General features: G+C 40.5%; 16 protein-coding genes. 3 read left to right on the forward strand and 13 right to left on the reverse strand.

Features of this window, described 5'->3' with window-relative positions; translation table 11 throughout:
- Positions 1 to 588 precede the first annotated feature (588 nt).
- Positions 589 to 1,080 carry a type 3 dihydrofolate reductase gene (gene folA / locus PING_RS05550; protein ID WP_011769447.1) on the forward strand — a complete coding sequence of 164 codons (492 nt, stop codon included), beginning with the start codon at positions 589 to 591 and terminating at the stop codon, positions 1,078 to 1,080.
- 1 nt (position 1,081) lies between these two features.
- On the opposite strand, the gene PING_RS05555 is transcribed toward folA, so the two are convergent.
- From PING_RS05555 to lptD, 5 genes are all read right to left on the reverse strand, one after another.
- Positions 1,082 to 1,912 (reverse strand): symmetrical bis(5'-nucleosyl)-tetraphosphatase, encoded by an 831-nt coding sequence (locus tag PING_RS05555; protein WP_011769448.1) that lies wholly within the window; start codon positions 1,910 to 1,912, stop codon positions 1,082 to 1,084.
- A gap of 2 nt (positions 1,913 to 1,914) precedes the next feature.
- Positions 1,915 to 2,727 carry a 16S rRNA (adenine(1518)-N(6)/adenine(1519)-N(6))-dimethyltransferase RsmA gene (rsmA, locus tag PING_RS05560; RefSeq protein WP_011769449.1) on the reverse strand — a complete coding sequence of 271 codons (813 nt, stop codon included), beginning with the start codon at positions 2,725 to 2,727 and terminating at the stop codon, positions 1,915 to 1,917.
- A 110-nt stretch (positions 2,728 to 2,837) separates the two neighbouring features.
- A complete protein-coding gene (gene pdxA, locus PING_RS05565; RefSeq protein ID WP_011769450.1) occupies positions 2,838 to 3,824 on the reverse strand; it encodes a 4-hydroxythreonine-4-phosphate dehydrogenase PdxA in 987 nt (328 codons plus the stop codon).
- Positions 3,824 to 5,143 carry a peptidylprolyl isomerase SurA gene (gene surA, locus PING_RS05570; protein WP_011769451.1) on the reverse strand — a complete coding sequence of 440 codons (1,320 nt, stop codon included), beginning with the start codon at positions 5,141 to 5,143 and terminating at the stop codon, positions 3,824 to 3,826. The genes pdxA and surA overlap by 1 nt, the downstream gene beginning before the upstream one ends.
- Positions 5,144 to 5,153: 10 nt before the next feature.
- Positions 5,154 to 7,526 carry an LPS assembly protein LptD gene (gene lptD / locus PING_RS05575; protein WP_011769452.1) on the reverse strand — a complete coding sequence of 791 codons (2,373 nt, stop codon included), beginning with the start codon at positions 7,524 to 7,526 and terminating at the stop codon, positions 5,154 to 5,156.
- Positions 7,527 to 7,755: 229 nt separating this feature from the next.
- Here lptD and djlA point away from each other — a divergent pair, with 229 nt between their 5' ends.
- Together djlA and dapD are read left to right on the forward strand one after the other, a co-directional pair.
- A complete protein-coding gene (gene djlA, locus PING_RS05580; RefSeq protein WP_011769453.1) occupies positions 7,756 to 8,562 on the forward strand; it encodes a co-chaperone DjlA in 807 nt (268 codons plus the stop codon).
- Between the two features lie 457 nt (positions 8,563 to 9,019).
- Positions 9,020 to 10,048, forward strand: coding sequence for a 2,3,4,5-tetrahydropyridine-2,6-dicarboxylate N-succinyltransferase (dapD, locus tag PING_RS05585; protein WP_011769454.1), 1,029 nt, complete (start codon positions 9,020 to 9,022; stop codon positions 10,046 to 10,048).
- Between the two features lie 56 nt (positions 10,049 to 10,104).
- Here dapD and PING_RS05590 read toward each other — a convergent pair whose 3' ends face one another.
- The 8 genes from PING_RS05590 to PING_RS05625 form a co-directional block, all read right to left on the reverse strand.
- Entirely contained in the window at positions 10,105 to 10,404 is a 300-nt protein-coding gene (locus tag PING_RS05590; RefSeq protein WP_011769455.1) for a YciI family protein, read from the reverse strand.
- Positions 10,405 to 10,406: 2 nt separating this feature from the next.
- Positions 10,407 to 10,976, reverse strand: coding sequence for a septation protein A (locus tag PING_RS05595; protein WP_011769456.1), 570 nt, complete (start codon positions 10,974 to 10,976; stop codon positions 10,407 to 10,409).
- Positions 10,977 to 11,037: 61 nt separating this feature from the next.
- Complete coding sequence (trpA, locus tag PING_RS05600) at positions 11,038 to 11,850, reverse strand: tryptophan synthase subunit alpha (RefSeq protein ID WP_011769457.1); 813 nt, start codon at positions 11,848 to 11,850, stop codon at positions 11,038 to 11,040.
- Positions 11,850 to 13,037: a tryptophan synthase subunit beta gene (gene trpB / locus PING_RS05605; protein ID WP_011769458.1), complete on the reverse strand. Its 1,188-nt coding sequence runs from the start codon at positions 13,035 to 13,037 to the stop codon at positions 11,850 to 11,852. Before trpB ends, trpA begins: the two co-directional genes overlap by 1 nt.
- Positions 13,038 to 13,096: 59 nt before the next feature.
- The gene (gene trpCF / locus PING_RS05610; RefSeq protein ID WP_011769459.1) at positions 13,097 to 14,506 is read right to left on the reverse strand and encodes a bifunctional indole-3-glycerol-phosphate synthase TrpC/phosphoribosylanthranilate isomerase TrpF; all 1,410 of its coding nucleotides are present in this window, start codon (positions 14,504 to 14,506) and stop codon (positions 13,097 to 13,099) included.
- Entirely contained in the window at positions 14,500 to 15,522 is a 1,023-nt protein-coding gene (trpD, locus tag PING_RS05615) for an anthranilate phosphoribosyltransferase (protein WP_011769460.1), read from the reverse strand. Before trpD ends, trpCF begins: the two co-directional genes overlap by 7 nt.
- Complete coding sequence (locus PING_RS05620) at positions 15,523 to 16,125, reverse strand: aminodeoxychorismate/anthranilate synthase component II (protein ID WP_011769461.1); 603 nt, start codon at positions 16,123 to 16,125, stop codon at positions 15,523 to 15,525.
- Positions 16,126 to 16,129: 4 nt separating this feature from the next.
- Positions 16,130 to 17,794, reverse strand: a complete 1,665-nt coding sequence (locus tag PING_RS05625) for an anthranilate synthase component 1 (RefSeq protein ID WP_011769462.1) — start codon at positions 17,792 to 17,794, stop codon at positions 16,130 to 16,132.
- Positions 17,795 to 17,798: the final 4 nt, after the last annotated feature.

The following is a 17,798-nucleotide window of genomic DNA, read 5'->3' on the forward strand; positions in this document are numbered from 1 at the left end:
TAATAATAGCACTTCCATTGATCAGAGAGTCCCTTTCGGCGCAGGGAAACGGATCAATGCAAGATATTAATTAGTGTAAGTTGTTCTAATGATACAAAATCGTACCTAACTATTCTAAAGTACTTCAGCGCCTCACAACATGTTATGCATCAAATTAATAACAAAGCCTGAAAAATAGTGTTATGCCCAAAGAATTAATCAAGTGAGCAATAATTGCAAAGGAAAAATTAGCACTAATACTAAACGCATCAAATAAATGCAGGGAATATTTCTGAAATAGATTAACAACCCTAACAGAATAGAGCAAAAATTGTAGAGGTCTTATAGCAATTTCACTCATTAGGTCATCTATTGAGGCGTCGAAAAAATGCATGAAAGCAAGGCATTGATGTTAGTGACTCGTGGTTCTCATTATACTAAATAGTAAGGAACGGCTTTAGTGGGTCACGAACATGAGGCTACGAATCAAATTAATAGTAAAGATTAAAATGCAGTTTTATCAGATAGTATCAGCATAAGTAAAGAGAAAATAAGTGGATTTGGTATTCTATGGTAATCTTCCTGCAAAATAGTTGAACAGGGTGAGTTATGAAAATTTCAATGATTGTTGCGATGTCGGAGAATAGGGTAATTGGTTTGGATAATAAAATGCCATGGCATTTACCTGCCGATTTAATGTTTTTTAAACGAGTCACATTAGGTAAACCCATTATTATGGGGCGGAAAACCTTCGAGTCAATCGGGCGGCCGTTACCTGGAAGAAAAAACATAGTACTAAGCCGTGATAAAAATCTTCACATAGAGGGGGTTTGCTGCGTGCAAACTGTTGAGCAGGCACTCGCACTGGTGGAAGATTGTGATGAAGTCATGGTGATCGGTGGAGCGACGATTTATGAGCAGTTTTTACCACAAGCAAGCCGTTTATATATTACTTTTATCGATTTAAAAACAGCGGGTGACACACACTTTCCCGATTATAAAATGATTGCCGATTGGCGAGAAGTACAGAAAGAAGCGCATCAGAGCGATGCGCAAAACAGTTATAATTATCAATTTATAACATTGGACCGAGTAAGCTGATTTATTTACTGTGAACTCTCTGGCGTTGGCAAGCAAAAGAAAACATTTTTTTATCTTGCCAACGTAACATACTCAGGCTATTTCCCCAGACGCATCCGGTATCTAAAGCATAAATTCCCTGTTTAGTCCCCGTGCCTAATAACGCCGCCCAATGGCCAAAGATGATGTCACTACTCTGATCCAACGTGTTAATTTCAAACCAGGGTTTAATGATAGTGCTATCGGTTTGCTCAGGGGCAAGTTTGCTATAAAATTCTAATGACCCGTCTAACAGGCAATAACGCATTCTGGTTAATGCGTTAATAATAAAACGTAACCGCTTAATACCCTGTGAACTATCATTCCATGAGGCAGGGTGGTTGCCATACATGTTTTTAAGCAGTTTTTTAAATTCATTACCCTGCAAAATGTTTTGTACTTCTTGAGCATAACCTTGCGCTTGTTGGATAGTCCACTGTGGGGATATGCCCGCATGAACCATCACAAAGTTAAATTCAGGATGGCGTCTAAAAAGCGGTTGAAAACGCAACCAAGTCAGTAATTCATCACAGTCTGGCGCATTTAATAATGCGCTTAATTTATCACTTTCTTTATCACTGTGGATACCTTGATGAATGGCCAAAAGATGCAGATCATGATTACCCAGTACAATCTTCGCACTGTCACCTAAGCTTTTAACAAAACGTAATGTTTCCAGCGATTTTGGACCCCGTCCGACAAGATCGCCGGTTATCCAAAGCTGATCTTTATTTTTTTTAAATTGCGCGAGTTCAAGCAAAGCTTGAAGTTCATCGAAGCAGCCGTGGACATCACCCACTATATAGGTAGCCACCTTTATTTATTTTCTTTTAAATCAAACACATAATTGGCAATATTAACGTACTCTTCAACGCTGATATTTTCTGCCCGTTTGGTTGTATCAATGCCAATTTCTTGTAATTGTTCAATACTTAACAAATCACGCAAACCATTACGAATTGTTTTACGGCGTTGATTAAAGGCCATGGAACACACTTGGGTAAGGCATTTTAAGCTTTTAGCGATAAAGGGTGGGGTGTCATAGGGCTCTAAACGTACAACAGCTGAATCAACCTTAGGAGCCGGTTTAAAAGCCGTCGGTGGTACTTCTAATACAGGAATAATGCGGCAATAATATTGGGCCATAACGGTTAAGCGTCCGTAGGCTTTACAGTTCGGACCTGCACAGAGACGATTAACCACTTCTTTTTGGAGCATAAAATGCATATCAGAAATTTTGTCTGCATATTCGAACAAATGAAACATCAGCGGTGTTGAAATATTATAGGGCAAGTTACCAAAAACGCGCAGTGGTCTTTCTGTACTGGCTAACTTTCCAAAATCAAATTGTAGCGCATCGGCTTGGGTAATATTTAATTTATCACCTAATACGGGATGCTCTGCTAAACGGGCAGCCAAATCTCTATCGAGCTCAATGACATTTAAGCACTTCACTTTACTTGCAACCGGCTCTGTTAGTGCGCCTAAGCCCGGGCCTATTTCAACGATGTTGTCTTCCCATTGAGGTGCGATCGCCCCAACAATAGAATCAATAATATAATCATCGTGTAAGAAGTTTTGTCCAAAACGTTTACGCGCGGTATGACCTAAGTGTGTTTTATCATTCATATTGATTTTGCCTTGTTGCTTATACCAAAATATTAATTATCTGTTCTGCTCAGGGTTAGCTCGGAAAGTTAACCCGCAAAATAAAACAGTTATTTAACTATTTTGGTTTATTATTTATTGGTGCTCTGAATCATCGTAATGGCTTCATTGACTGCGCATAACAAGCTGCCTGGATCGGCGTTACCCGTGCCGGCTAAGTCTAACGCAGTACCATGATCCACAGAGGTGCGGATAAAGGGTAGACCTAAAGTGATATTGACTGATTTGCCAAATCCTTTATATTTTAAAACAGGCAAGCCCTGATCATGATACATGGCTAAAACAGCATCTGCATCTGCTAAATATTTTTCCTGAAAGAGTGTATCCGCCGGCAGGGGGCCGATTAAGTTGATCCCTTCTGTACGTAACCGCTCTAATGTCGGCTCGATGGTATCAATCTCTTCCCGGCCCATATGGCCACCTTCACCTGCATGAGGGTTCAAACCGCAAACATAAATACGGGGTTGCTTGATGGCGTATTTTGTTTGTAATTCCTGATCCAGTATGTGGATTATTTTAGTCAGACGCGACTCGGTAATGGCGGCAGATACATCGGCTAAAGGCAGATGCGTTGTGACTAATGCCACACGCAGTCCGGTTGTCGCTAACATCATAACGACCAGATCAACACCCGCCTGTTCAGCAAAAAACTCGGTATGACCGCTAAAGGTGATCCCCGCATCATTAATAACCGCTTTATGCACAGGTGCTGTGACCACCGCTGAAAATTCGCCAGACAGGCAACCGCGGCTTGCAAAACTCAGGGTATCTAATACAAATTGCGCATTTAGCGTGTTTAATTTTCCCGCTTCAACGGGTGCCCGCAAGTTAATATTAGCTACTTTTAAGGAGCCAATTTGATTGGCTTTAGCTGCTATTTTCGGATCATAATCAAGCAAGGTTACTTGTTCATTAAGTTGTAAGGCACGTTCAGCCAATAACCTTTTGTCTGTACAAATAATTAATTCCACAGGCCAGACTTGTTTAGCAAGTTGTAGAATTAAGTCTGGGCCAATACCGCCCGGTTCTCCGGCAGTGATAATTAAACGCTTTACCATTATTTTTTCTCAATCATATAATTCGGATTATGTATTTTAATATAGGCTTCCTGACGTATTTCATTCATCCAGGCGTAAACTTCTGCGGGAAAACGCTGTTGAAATAACAGGCTGTAAGCTTTTTGTTTAGTCGCCTGTTCTGTGGTGTCTGATTCGCGTTTATTTATGACCTCGAGGATGTGCCAACCATGCATAGTACGAAACGGCTGGCTGATTTCTCCAACGGGCAGAGAGAGCGCTAATTCTTTAAACTCAGGCACATACATACTGGGATCTGCCCAACCTAAATCTCCTCCTTTAACGGCTGAACCTGGATCCTGAGAATATTCGCGGGCAAGTGCTGCAAAGGATTTTTTGCCGTTGATAATATCCTGACGGTAACCCGTCAATAATTTTTGTGCTTTTTGATCGCTCAGAATGATATTAGATTTAATCAATATATGTCGTGCATTGACTTCAACCGTCATCACATTTTGAGCTCCTTTTTTATCCATTATCTTTATAATATGAAGGCCAAGGTCTGACTTAAAGGGACCTATTACATCCCCTTTATTAGTTTGCTGCTCATTAAATATGCCTGCAAATAAAGTGGGCATTTCATTGATCGTCCGCCATCCCCAGTCACCTCCTTCAGACGCTTTTGGCCCTTCCGAGTTAAGCAGTGCTAACTGTGAAGCATTGGCCCCGAGTTTGATTTTTTTAACCAGATCCTGTGCCTTTTTTTCAATACGTTGTTGCTCTGCCGCTGAACTCTCTTTGTCTAACTTAAAAAGAAGATGTACAAAACTAAATTGGGTGTTTTTTTGTCCCTCAGCATTGATCCGTTTTACCATCTGTTCAACGTCTTGATCCGAAATCGTTATACGGCGGCGAACCTCAATTTGACGAATTTCATTGATGGTCAATTCGTCACGAATAGTATCAACAAAGGCAGCGTAATTTTTGCCCTGTTTTTCAAGTTTTGCTTGTAGCTGTTCACTGGTAAGCCCCTCTTTTTGAGCTATTTGCTGTACCGTTTGTTGCAGTTGCGCATCGTTTATTCGTAATCCGATGCGTTGTGCAATTTGCAGCTGTAAACGGTCAGTGATTAATTTATCAAGAATCTGCTTGGTTAATTTATCGCCACTGGGTAATGTTTGATCGCTATTTTTATAACGCTCTTGAATGTCAAGTTGTGCGCGCTGCAAATCACTGCTTAGAATAATTTCTTGATTAACAACTGCTTCTATTTTGTCTAACGGTATCTTTTCCGCAAACACCTGCGTTGCGGCCAAAGACGCAAAAAGTAAAGGCAGGAGAATATTCTTGATAACTTTCATTTTTTTTCCATTATTGTAAGTAAAAAGGACGACCGTAATCAAATAAACTTTGATTACCAGAGCTAAATCCAACACCACCTAATCCGGTCAGTTCAAAATTTAGTTTGAAATTGTTCTCGGTTTCATAACTTTCTTTTATTGAATCCTCTGAACCATAATATGCTTGCATATAGCTATCGTAGGATAAGTTGATTGCCCAGCAGCATGATTGATATTTTAAGCCAACAATACTCTCGTAGGCGTGTTTGTAATCCACGTCATAATAGTAACTGAGATAAGAGGTCCATTGTGAATTCATTGCCCAATTGACTTTAGTCCCCAGCTGATTAATTTTTATGTCCCAGGCTTCATCTTCCGGATTTGCATAATAACGATAATTTAACTGCGCAAAGGTATTATTGGCCCAACGTTTCTCCAGAGTAAAATTGGAGCTTTTAAGTTTTCCTTTATTTGAATCCACTGCTAATCCCGCATGGAAAAAATAATCATTTTCAAAATTAATATCTAACGCACTAATAAGTGAAGAGCGACTCGCGGTATTACTCTTGTTATTATCCTCGCTGTAATCTGGTACATAGATTTGCGAAGGAGAAAAATAATAATTCTGTCCAATCGCTAAACGTACTTTCTTTTGCCCCTGCGGGTTAATCAAGCTACTGGAAACACCAAAGGTTATCTGATTAGCATCTGCAATTCTGTCATATCCTGAAAATCGATTATCACGGAATAAACCGTAATAATCGACCTGCATCGCGGTACTATCATAAATACCGATGGCCGATTGATCCTGATAAGGAACGTATAAATATTGAATTTGCGGTACCAGCGTTTGCCGATACTTGTTATTCAATATTGATAATGTACGTTCAAAATTAACCCCGGAATGTATTTTAAAAGAGGGCAGGTAACGGGTTGCCGTTTTGCTTAATTCATCATACCTCGAATATTTAGTCGCATTGCTTAAATCTTGCTGATAAAAGCTAAGCATATATTTAAATTCAGTATTAACAAACAGAGAGTTGTAATACAAGGGTAGCGACAGTTTAGGTTCTAAATGGAGTCGGGTACCGGTATAAACGTCAGTATCGCTGTGGTTAAATTTTGAAATTTCTGAGTGCCAGTCTAATTGTAAACTATGAAAGTTAAGGGGTTGATAAGCATTGAATGAAAGTTTTGGCACCACTTCGTAGGGTGTGTCCCCGTTACCCAATATTTGGAAACTTCTGACCTCTAATTCACTGCTCCAATTATTTTGATTATATTTTAAACTGGCCGTCTGTAATAACTGGTTAGCACTACGCGAACCATACTCTGTCGCAATATCCGTAAAGTAATAATCATCACTGACATGATTATAATTTAGATTAAACTGCCAGTTACTAGCAAAGCTCAGCGCATGATCCCAATGGTATAGATAACGGCTTTCGTTGTAAATTTTATCATCGGCTAAATATTCGCCTTGTATTTTACCGCTGCCGGCATCGAGCAGATAACGATATTGACCCGCAACTTGAGTGCCTCGATTCTGCATATAGGTCGGCGTAATGGTGGCGTCCATATTTTCTGAAATATTGAGGTACAAGGGTTGGCTAAGGGTGAAACCGTTGGAACTTGCAAATTCAAAACTTGGAAATAAAAGACCTGTTTTACGTTTATCCGAAATAGGGTAAGTAATATAAGGCAAGTAAAAAACCGGGATGTCTTTTATTTTGAGTATCGCGTTATAAGCACTGGCAGTGTCTGCCTTATTGTCGATATAAAGTGTCGTTGAATCAATCGACCAGGTATTATCTCCAGGGGGGCAGGCGCTATAGGAGGAGTTCTTCAGCTCATACAGATTGTCACCGTTATCATAAATTTTATCTGCATCCCCACGCCCTCCCCGACCGTGAAACTGATAATCTGCCTGATATAAAGATGTTTTATTACTGGTTAATTGCCTGTCGATAACGTCTGCAAATAAGGTCACTTGGCCATCATTAAAATTCACATTACCTTCTGCAATGATCTTTTCCTGTTCAGGATAATAGGTTAATTTATCAGCGCTTAGATTTTTATTCCCCTGGGTGAGATTAACATCCTCCTCATAAACCAACTTACTTGGAATCGCATATAATTTCTGCGCATCAATATTAATAGGTTGTTGTTCAACAGGCAGAGTATTAGGATCATCTACTCTAGGTGGAACATGTATATAACACTGACGGAAAAAATGTTTCGTATCACGTTCTTGACCTGCAGGTAGTTCTTCAGTAGTTGACGTATTATTGGTAACAGCATATTGTTGTGTGCTTTCTTTTTCAGGCACAGATTCTGCAGGTTCTTCCGCTCCATTTGCAAATAAAGGTAAGAAAAAGAGTAATGAAGGTAGTATTTTTAACATGAGTAACTCACAAATATGCTTAGAAATTGAAAACGCTAAGCTAAAATAAAATAAAATAAAATAGATCTGGTTATAATAGAACAAACTTATCAGAGCTCCAATCTTTGTTACTTATAAATATGTTAAAGTTCTGTATTTTAGGTGAAAAAGAGGCAAAATGAGCAATAGTTAAGCAAATTAAAATAATATTGATTCTTTCTCTTTCTAATAAACAAGGTATTTTAACGTTATGCGCATTTGGGGAAAACTACTCGGCGGCTTTTTTGGTTTTATGTTTGGTAATATTTTTGGCATGTTGCTGGGCGTCTGGTTAGGGCATCGTTTTGATCGTGCACGGGCTAATAATTTCAGTGCGAAAAATAGTTTATTTGGTAATGCTGCCAATAGCCAGGAACGGCAAAAAATATTTTTTAACGCTACGTTTTCTGTCATGGGATATGTTGCTAAAGCAAAAGGGCAGGTAACACAAACTGATATACAAATTGCTAACGCTTATATGGATCAAATGCGTCTACAGGGTGCGGCTCGAGAGCGGGCACAGACTTCGTTTTCACAGGGTAAGGCGGGGGAGTTCTCACTTAAAGAGACACTTTCTGAGTTTACCCAGATGGTGCGGGGGGAACGCAACCTTCTGCAAATGTTTTTGGGTATTCAGGTGCAGGTTGCTTATTCTGACGGTGTACTAGACGAAAATGAAAAAAAGATTTTATATAATATTGCCCAGCAGCTAGGTTTTTCAAGGTTTGAACTGGAACGTTTATTACAGATGATGGAAGGTCAGCAACATTTCCATCAAGGTCAGCAACAGCAAACCCAAGCGGCTAATAAAGAAGACGCTTATAAAGTACTTGGTGTTGAAGAGGTTGCAACTGATAAAGAGATTAAGCGCGCCTATCGCAAACTGATGAGCCAACATCATCCTGATAAATTGGTATCCAAAGGGTTGCCCGATGAAATGATGAATTTAGCCAAAGAAAAAGCACAGGATATCCAACGTGCCTATGAGACACTGCGTACCTCTCGGGGATTTAAATAAGTGTTGATAGCATTTTTACAGCATTAGGGTTTAAAACGTCTCTGTACAGATTACCTCTGCATGGGTAATCGGCAAATCTATTGGTTTTAATTAGCTGTAAGCATAAAAAACGATTAAATACGTCGCTCGTCGAACCTTTATGGTGTTTAGCTGGGCAGTTAAATACCTCTCTCTTACTGAAACGCAAACAGTTACAACATTGATCGTTTCTCTGTTATTAGAATTGCCACTTTTATATCAGCTCTGTTCGCCAGGAAAGTTTTCTTTTTGCATTCTAAAATTACACCACGCCGTTAAGTGGCGGACTAAAATTATCATTTTTTTTACGTTTTTGGATAGTCCCAAACCGCTTGCTGATTCCTGCATATTCAAGTGAGTTGGGGATAAATCTGTAATCCGCATCTTGATTATGATTTAATAAAACACTATATTGAATTTTTAAAACGGAGTTATATTAATGTCAACTTTTGCACTTGCTTTTGGTACTGCCACAAAAAACCGCGATCAAAAAATTATTGAAGCTTTCTTTCCTAATCCTATCTTGAATCCAAGTGATGATCTGGTTTCTGTTATCGGTGCTATTACAGGCTATGAACAGGGTAATCAAGTTATTGAAATAAAAGCTGAAATGTCCGAATATTTAGCGGCTGCTTTCAACGGCGCTAATGACAGCGCAAATGCGGATTTTGCAACGGCCGCGGCAAAATCAAGCCAACCTTTAGTCTTAGTTATTCTGGCAACAGATGATGCGCCGCAAAGTGTCGCTGAAGGTTACCTGAAGCTGCAGCTTATCTCGCATCGTTTAGTTAAACCCCATGGTTTAATTTTAGACGGTATTTTTGGCCTACTGCATAATATTGCCTGGACCAACAAAGGCGCAATCGATCTTCCTGAATTATCTGACCGCCAGATAGAGGCGCGTTTAAAGGGTGAAACTATCACCGTTGATTGCGTTGATAAGTTTCCTAAAATGGTTGACTACATTGTACCAAGCGGTGTACGCATTGCTGATACCTCTCGCGTACGTTTGGGCGCGCATGTGGGGCAAGGCACTACTGTGATGCATGAAGGTTTTATCAATTTCAATGCCGGCACAGCTGGCGTCAGCATGATTGAAGGACGAATTTCTGCCGGTGTAATGGTGGGTGAAGGTACTGATATTGGTGGTGGTGCATCGACCATGGGGACCTTAAGTGGTGGTGGCAAGATGGTCATCACTATTGGTGAAAACAGTTTATTAGGCGCTAATGCAGGTTTAGGGATTCCACTTGGTAATCGCTGCACTATCGAGGCCGGATTATACATAACAGCGGGTTCAAAAGTGAAAATGCTTGATAATGAAGGTAAAGAAGCAGGTTATGCTAAGGCGCGTGAACTTGCAAATAAAGATGATTTGCTTTTCCGCCGTAATTCAATGACGGGACAGATTGAATGCTTAGTGAATAAAAGCGCGGTTGAATTGAACAGTATGCTGCATTCAAACTAAATTTTTATATACAGTAAAACAAGCAAGGGACTCAATCGAGTCCCTTTTTTTATAAGCTAGGGTAATACTTTTTTAAAGGGTTTTACGATGACCTTTTTATAGACGCCGGCGTCCATATAAGGATCCGCATTTGCCCAATTTTGTGCTGCTGCTAAACTGTCAAACTCGGCGATAATGGTCGAGCCGGTAAAGCCTGCATCAGCCGGATCTTCACTGTCAATCGCTGGCATCGGACCTGCCACAATTAACCGCCCCTGCTCATTTAATTGTTGTAAACGTGCAAGATGTGCTGGGCGTGCTTGTTGGCGCAAACTTAAACTGTTTTCCACATCTTGTGAAAAAATAACATATAACATCTCTATTCCTCTGGATTTTTATTGGCAGAGATCTTTTTTTCTGCCGTTGCAGGTAAGTATTTATAAATATAAAGGCCACTTAAAAGCGTAAATGCAAGGGTGATTGCCAATAAGCCAAACACTTTGAAATTAACCCAAGTCTCCTGCGACAAACTGAATGCAACATAAACATTGACCGCTGATAATACCGCAAACAACAATGCCCAGGCCATGTTTAGATTATTCCAGATATTGGCAGGCAGGTTGATTTCTTTACTCAGCATCTGTTTGATAATCGGCTTTTTATAGAAAAACTGGCTGACCAGTAAAGCTAAACTAAACAAGGCATATACCACAGTGACTTTCCATTTAATGAATACGTCATCGTGCAAAACAATAGTTAAAGTGCCAAATACCAGCACCATGCCAAAGGTAATAACCTGCATTTTCTCAACTTTACCATCTTTGTAATAGTTAAAAGCGAGCATTAACCCCATGCTGACTATTAATGCGCCCGTTGCGATATAAATATCGGTCGTCTTAAAGACCACAAAAAAGATAATTAGTGGAATAAATTCAAAAAATTGTTTCATTCTTTTTCCTATTAGAAAAAGTGCAAAGTTACTTTAAAGTAAGCATTGCACTTTTATTAATTTATTTTTTATCGGTGGCAGCTTTCATTTTACTGATAAATTTATGCATTTCAGAAAGCAGTTTATCCGGGTTATCTAAGTGTTTTTCAATAATTTTAACCACAGCGGAACCTGAAATTGCGCCAGCAGCTCCCAATTTTATTGCTTCACGTACCTGCTCAGGTGTGGAAATACCAAAACCCAGTAATGACGGCGGCGCATGATATTTATTTAATGTCGTCAACATATTTCCAATAGGCATACCTGCCTTGGCATGTCCACCGGTCACCCCCGCGCGGCTTAACAAGTAGGTATAACCCTGTCCATATTCAGCCACTTTTTGTAATGTTTCCTGATCGCCATTAGGGGGCGCTATAAATATTTGGTTAATGGCAAATTTTCCAGCCGCAGCGCGGTAAGGCGCACTTTCTTCAAGTGGTGCATCTGCTATTAATATAGAATCGACACCCGCTTTAGAACAACGTTCATAAAAATTTTCAATACCATTACGATAAACAAGGTTTACATACAATAATAGACCAATGGGAATGGTCGGATGTTTATGACGAATTTCCGCAATGATTTCCAGGCAGCTGTCTGGTGTTCCACCGGCATTCAAAGCGCGAATAGAGGCATCTTGAATAACAATACCATCGGCGACAGGATCTGAAAAGGGGATCCCTAACTCCAAAGCATCTGCACCGGCATCAATTAAAGTATCAATTATTTTCAAGGAGAGGGCGCGATTGGGATCACTAAGCATCACAAAAGGAACAAAGGCTCCCTGGTTTTCAGTTTTAAGACGGGCAAATAAAGCCTGATAACGTTTGCTCATTAGAGAATTCCTCTTTCTTCAAAAATTTCAGCGACGGTAAAGATATCTTTATCACCACGGCCGGATAAATTAACAATAATGATTTGCTCCTTATCATCATGTTTAATTAGTTTTAAGGCATGTGCTAATGCGTGTGCGGACTCAAGAGCCGGAATAATACCTTCTTTTAAAGAGAGTTCATGGAAAGCATCTAGCGCTTCGTCATCGGTAGCGTAAACATATTGGGCGCGTCCCGTTTCTGCAAGGTGAGCATGTTGCGGACCAACGGACGGGAAATCAAGTCCGGCAGAGATCGAATAAGACTCTTTAACCTGACCATGTTTATCCTGCATCATTAAGGAATGCATACCAAAGAAGATACCTTTTGAACCATAGGTGATAGGGCAACCGTGTTTACCGGTTTCAATACCGCGTCCTCCTGGCTCAACACCAATCAGTTCAACGCTTGGATCGTCTATAAAATCATTGAATATACCGATGGCGTTAGAGCCCCCGCCGACACAGGCAATCACTTTATCAGGTAGCACACCTTCTTTTTTTAATACCTGCTGCTTCGCTTCTTCACCAATTATTTTCTGGAATTCACGTACAATCGTTGGAAAAGGGTGTGGGCCGGCCACTGTCCCTAATAAATAGTGCGCAGTATCATAACTGCCAGCCCAATCACGCAATGCTTCATTACAGGCATCTTTTAATGTTGATGAACCGGAATGAACGGGAATCACTTCCGCGCCCATTAAACGCATACGGAAGACATTGGGTTTTTGACGTTCACAATCCACAGCACCCATATAAACACGACATTTAAGTCCAAGTAATGCACAAGCTAATGCCGCTGCAACACCGTGTTGGCCGGCACCCGTTTCTGCAATAATTTCTTTTTTACCCATGCGTTTAGCGAGTAATGCCTGCCCTAAAACTTGGTTGGTTTTATGTGCACCTCCGTGGAGCAGATCTTCGCGTTTAAGGTAAAGTTTGGTTTTTTTACCTTTAGTCAGGTTGCGACATAATGTTAAGGGCGTCGGGCGACCTGCATATTCGGTTAATAATTCAGATAACTCTGCTAAAAATTCAGGATCTGTTTGCGCTCTTACAAATTCAGCTTCTAACTGTTTTAATGCGGGGACCAGAATTTGGGGTACAAACATACCACCAAATTGACCAAAGTAAGGATTTAGTTTTTCCATTTTTAATAACCTTTTATTTTATACAAGGTGATGCCACCTTAGAATAAATGAATAATATTTTATCGCTGCAGGTAATGTTTTATTGCTGAAAATGCGGCGTTTAATTTTAGCGGATCTTTTTTGCCGGGTGCAGATTCAACACCTGAATTGAAATCTAACCCTGCGCAGCCTATCAAACAGGCTTGCTGTGCATTTTCAGGGGTTAAACCACCGGCCAGTATTATCTTGCTTTTAATCTCACTGCTTAAACTGTCCAGCAAAGTCCAGTCAAAGGCTCTACCTGTTCCCCCTGTTTGCTCACCGACCCGGGTATCTAATAGGTGCTTTTGAACATTAAATTTTTCAAAATCAGGCAAACTATCCACCACACCATGGGCTTTCCATATTTCACATTTTTCCGGCAACAAAGCGCGTAACACTTTAATATATTTTGGATTTTCATCACCGTGTAACTGTACAGCCGTTAATCCTAAGTGTTTAACGGTATAGCTGATTAATTCAGGCTCTTCATTTTGAAAAACACCTACATATAATAGTGGTGCACCGAGCATCACTAAACGCGCTTCCTCCATATCCACAAAACGTTTTGACTTTTCAACAAAGATTAAACCGCCATAAACTGCGCCCGCTTTATAAACATCCGCAGCAGCGCTAGGATGGGTTAAACCGCAAACTTTGTTACTGCCTAAAATCAATTTTCTACAAGCGCTATCAATATTGGGTTGGCCCATAATTGCGCTACCAACTAAAAAACCGTTTGCATATTTACTCAGCTGTTTAATCTGACTATGGTTGTAAATACCCGATTCAGAAATAACAATACGGTCTGCCGGTATTTTAGCTGCCAGCTCTTTGGTACGATTTAAATCAATACTTAGATCACGTAAGTCACGATTATTTATGCCAATAATTTTTGCATTTAATGCAATGGCACGTACCAGCTCATGCTCATTACTGACTTCTGTTAAGACCCCCATATTAAGACTATGTGCAGTGTTGCGATAAGCCTGATAAGCATCATCATCTAAAACAGACAGCATTAATAATATCGCATCGGCTTTATAATAGCGTGCCAGATAAATTTGGTAGGGATCAATAATAAAATCTTTACAAATGACCGGTTGGGATACTTGCTCCCGAACTTTACGGATATATTCAAAATCACCTTGGAAGTATTTTTCATCCGTCAGTACCGATATTGCATTGGCATAATTTTTATAAGTCCCGGCAATCAGATCCAAATCAAAATTTTCCCGAATTAACCCTTTCGACGGGGAGGCTTTTTTACACTCTAAAATAAAGACAGTGTCAGGTTTATCTAATGCTTCATAAAAATAGCGATCGCTCTCTGTTATTTTATCTTTGAAGCTTATCAGGGGTTGTTTTTGCTGACGCGCTTTTACCCACTCGACCTTATCCGCTATAATTTTTCCCAGAATAGTATTCTCTAGGCTTTTATCATTTAACATTGGCTTCGCTCCGCAAGTGTTTTTAATAGTTGTAATGGTTTACCGGTTAACATCATTGCCAGCGCTTGTTTTGTGCCCTCTTTAAAGTTATCGGCTTTACCGTTTAAGACCAGTAAAGCGGAAACATTAACGGCCACAGCTGCCTGCTGCGCATCGCTGCCTTTACCCTGTAATATTTGTTCAATGATTATTTTATTTTCGGAGGGATCCCCACCAATAATCGCCTCAACAGGGTAATGTTGAACGCCAAAATCTTCCGGTGTTAAGGTATATTCTATAATTTTACCATCAATCAGTTCTGCCACTTGGGTTTCACCATGTAATGCTATTTCATCCAGACCGCTGCCGTAAACCACCATAACACGCTTCATTCCTAACTCTTTATGGACTTCTGCAATTGGTTTTAACAGTTCAGGGGCATAGACACCCATTAGTTCAAATTGCGGACGAGCAGGGTTGATTAAGGGGCCAAGGACATTAAAGATCGAGCGGGTTTTTAATGCAGCACGTACCGGGGCGGCAAAACGCATGCCCGCATGATATTGCGGGGCAAATAAAAAACAGATATTTAAATCATCTAAACACTGACGCGCCTGTTGTGCGCTCATATCCAAGTTAAGACCAAAAGCTGCCAGCAAATCCGATGAGCCGGATTTACTCGATACGCTACGGCTGCCATGCTTGCATACTTTTAGGCCACAAGCGGCGGCTACAAAGGCACTGGCAGTGGAAATATTAATCGTCCCTAAACCGTCCCCTCCGGTGCCAACGATATCGGTAAAGTCATAATCAGGACGCGGGAAAGGTGTTGCCTGTGCAAGCAGCGCATTAGCGGCGCCGGTGATTTCCTGCGCTGTTTCACCCTTTATTTTTAATGCCGTTAGCACCGAAGACAAAATAATAGGATCAACTTGTCCCTGAACAACCCGTTCAAAGAATGCCTGGCTTTGCTCACTGGTCAGTGATTTAGCGGCGTATAACTGCTCTAAAATTTCATGTATGTTGAATGAACTCATTTAACTGTTCCCCGTGACTAAATTTAAACTGCTCTCTAATAATTTTGCACCTTCGCAGGTTAAAATAGATTCAGGATGAAATTGAACACCTATCACTTTATCTGCTTCATTATAAACGGCCATGCACATGCCATTAAAATGTGCTACTACTTCGAGCGATGCCGGTACAAAGGTACCGATTAATGAATGATAGCGGGCAACGGAAAGCGGCTGGCTTAAACCGCTGAACATTCGGTCACCGCAATGTTCTATTAACGATGATTTACCATGCATAATTTGATCCGCTTGACCGACAGTGCCACCATACTGCTCGATAATCGCCTGGTGGCCTAAGCACACCCCAATCATCGGAATTTGCCCTCTGCATAAACCGATCAATTCAATCAGGCAACCTGCCGCACTTGGCGTGCCGGGCCCAGGTGAAAGAATTAAAACCACATCATTTTCACAAGCATCAATATGCGCTTTAACCTGCGTGGCGGGTATATTATTACGGTAAATTCTTACCGGATAACCCAATGCCTTAAATTGATCAACCAGGTTATAAGTAAAAGAGTCAAAGTTATCCAGGAAAAAGAGTGTTTGTTTTTTAGTTATCTCCATCTTTTTACTCTCCATTAGCTAAGGTTGAGGAAGCGCCTGTTGAGGGCGTTTCAGGTAAAGAGGTATCAGGTAAAGACACATCAGGTCGAGATACTTCCGCAAGTGTTGTGCCATGGGCTAATGCAATCGCATTTAATACCGCCGCGGCTTTAGTACGGGTTTCATCAGCCTCTGCCTGTGGTATTGAATCAAATACAACCCCTGCACCTGCTTGCGCTTGTGCGATACCATTTTTTACAAATGCCGAGCGGATAACAATACAGCTATCCATATCACCACAGCCGTTGATATAACCGACTGCACCACCGTAACTGCCACGGCGTTTTTTTTCTACTTGACGGACCAGATTCGATGCACTGATTTTAGGCGCACCTACGAGAGTGCCCATATTCATACATGCCTGGTAGGCGTGCAGTGCATCTAAATCCGTGCGTAATTTGCCGATAACGCGAGAAACTAAGTGCATAACGTGACTGTAACGGTCTACTTTTAATAGGTCTGCCACATGCCTGGTACCTGGTTCGCTAATGCGCGCCACGTCATTACGGGCTAAATCAACCAGCATTAAATGCTCAGATGTTTCTTTTTGGTCTAAACGTAATTCCAACTCTAAACGACTGTCTAAATCTTTGTTAATGCTGCCATCGGGATTAAATCCTCGTCTGCGAGTCCCTGCAATGGGATAAATCTCAACATCATTTGAGGCTTGGGTGTATTTAAGTGCACTTTCCGGAGATGCGCCAAACAGAGTGAAATCACTGTCTTTTAAATAAAACATATAAGGACTTGGATTTGTTTGTTTAAGTTTTGCATAAGCGGCAATCGGATTAGGGCAAGAAAGCGAAAAACTACGTGAAGGCACTACCTGAAAAATATCTCCTTTTACGATGTATTTTTTAAGCTCTTCAACAATAGCGCAATATTCTTGATCTGAAACATCCGTACTGACTTTTCCGGTTAAGGGAGTAACAGGGTTTTCGGTTGTTTCAAAATTAATACATTGTTGTTGTATTTCTGCTAAACGCGCATTCAGGCGCTGCTCATTCTCATCGGAGTATAATCCGCCAAATACCGAAGCGATTAATTCCCCTTTCTGAGTTTGATGATTTTGAATCATTAATGTTTCAGCGACATAAAACATAAAATCAGGACAGATGTTATCACTCTCAGGCACTGCCATTAAATCTTCAAAGGTAGCGATAAAGTCATAGGCAAAGATACCGCCCAAAAACAATGCCTGCTGATGAGATGATGGCGTTTTAATACCTTTAACAATAAAACGCAAAGCATCTACTGGTGATAATGATTTTAAACGCTGATCTTCATCGCCAGTGGCGTCTGATGCTGGGAAAACAAGCTGTAGTTGATGGGCGGAATGTTGGCTGATTATTTGTGTGGAAAATTGCGGTGTAATAAAAGTAAGCAGGTCTTTACCGTTATCAGTTAAGGCATCGAGTGTGACGGTTAGACCATGACAGGTGATTTTCATACAGGCATCAATCAGCATTAAGCTTTTAAGATGGTTTTTACTTTCAATTTCGGCAGAATCAAATAATAGATGATTGTCTGTATTGGCACTAAAAGTTTGAAATAAACCAAGCGAGTCACTGATATATTGACAGTCTGCTGAAAGGCTTTTTAATACGCCGATGGGATGATTAGTATTCATTTTT

Source organism: Psychromonas ingrahamii 37, from assembly GCF_000015285.1.
Taxonomy (GTDB): domain Bacteria; phylum Pseudomonadota; class Gammaproteobacteria; order Enterobacterales; family Psychromonadaceae; genus Psychromonas; species Psychromonas ingrahamii.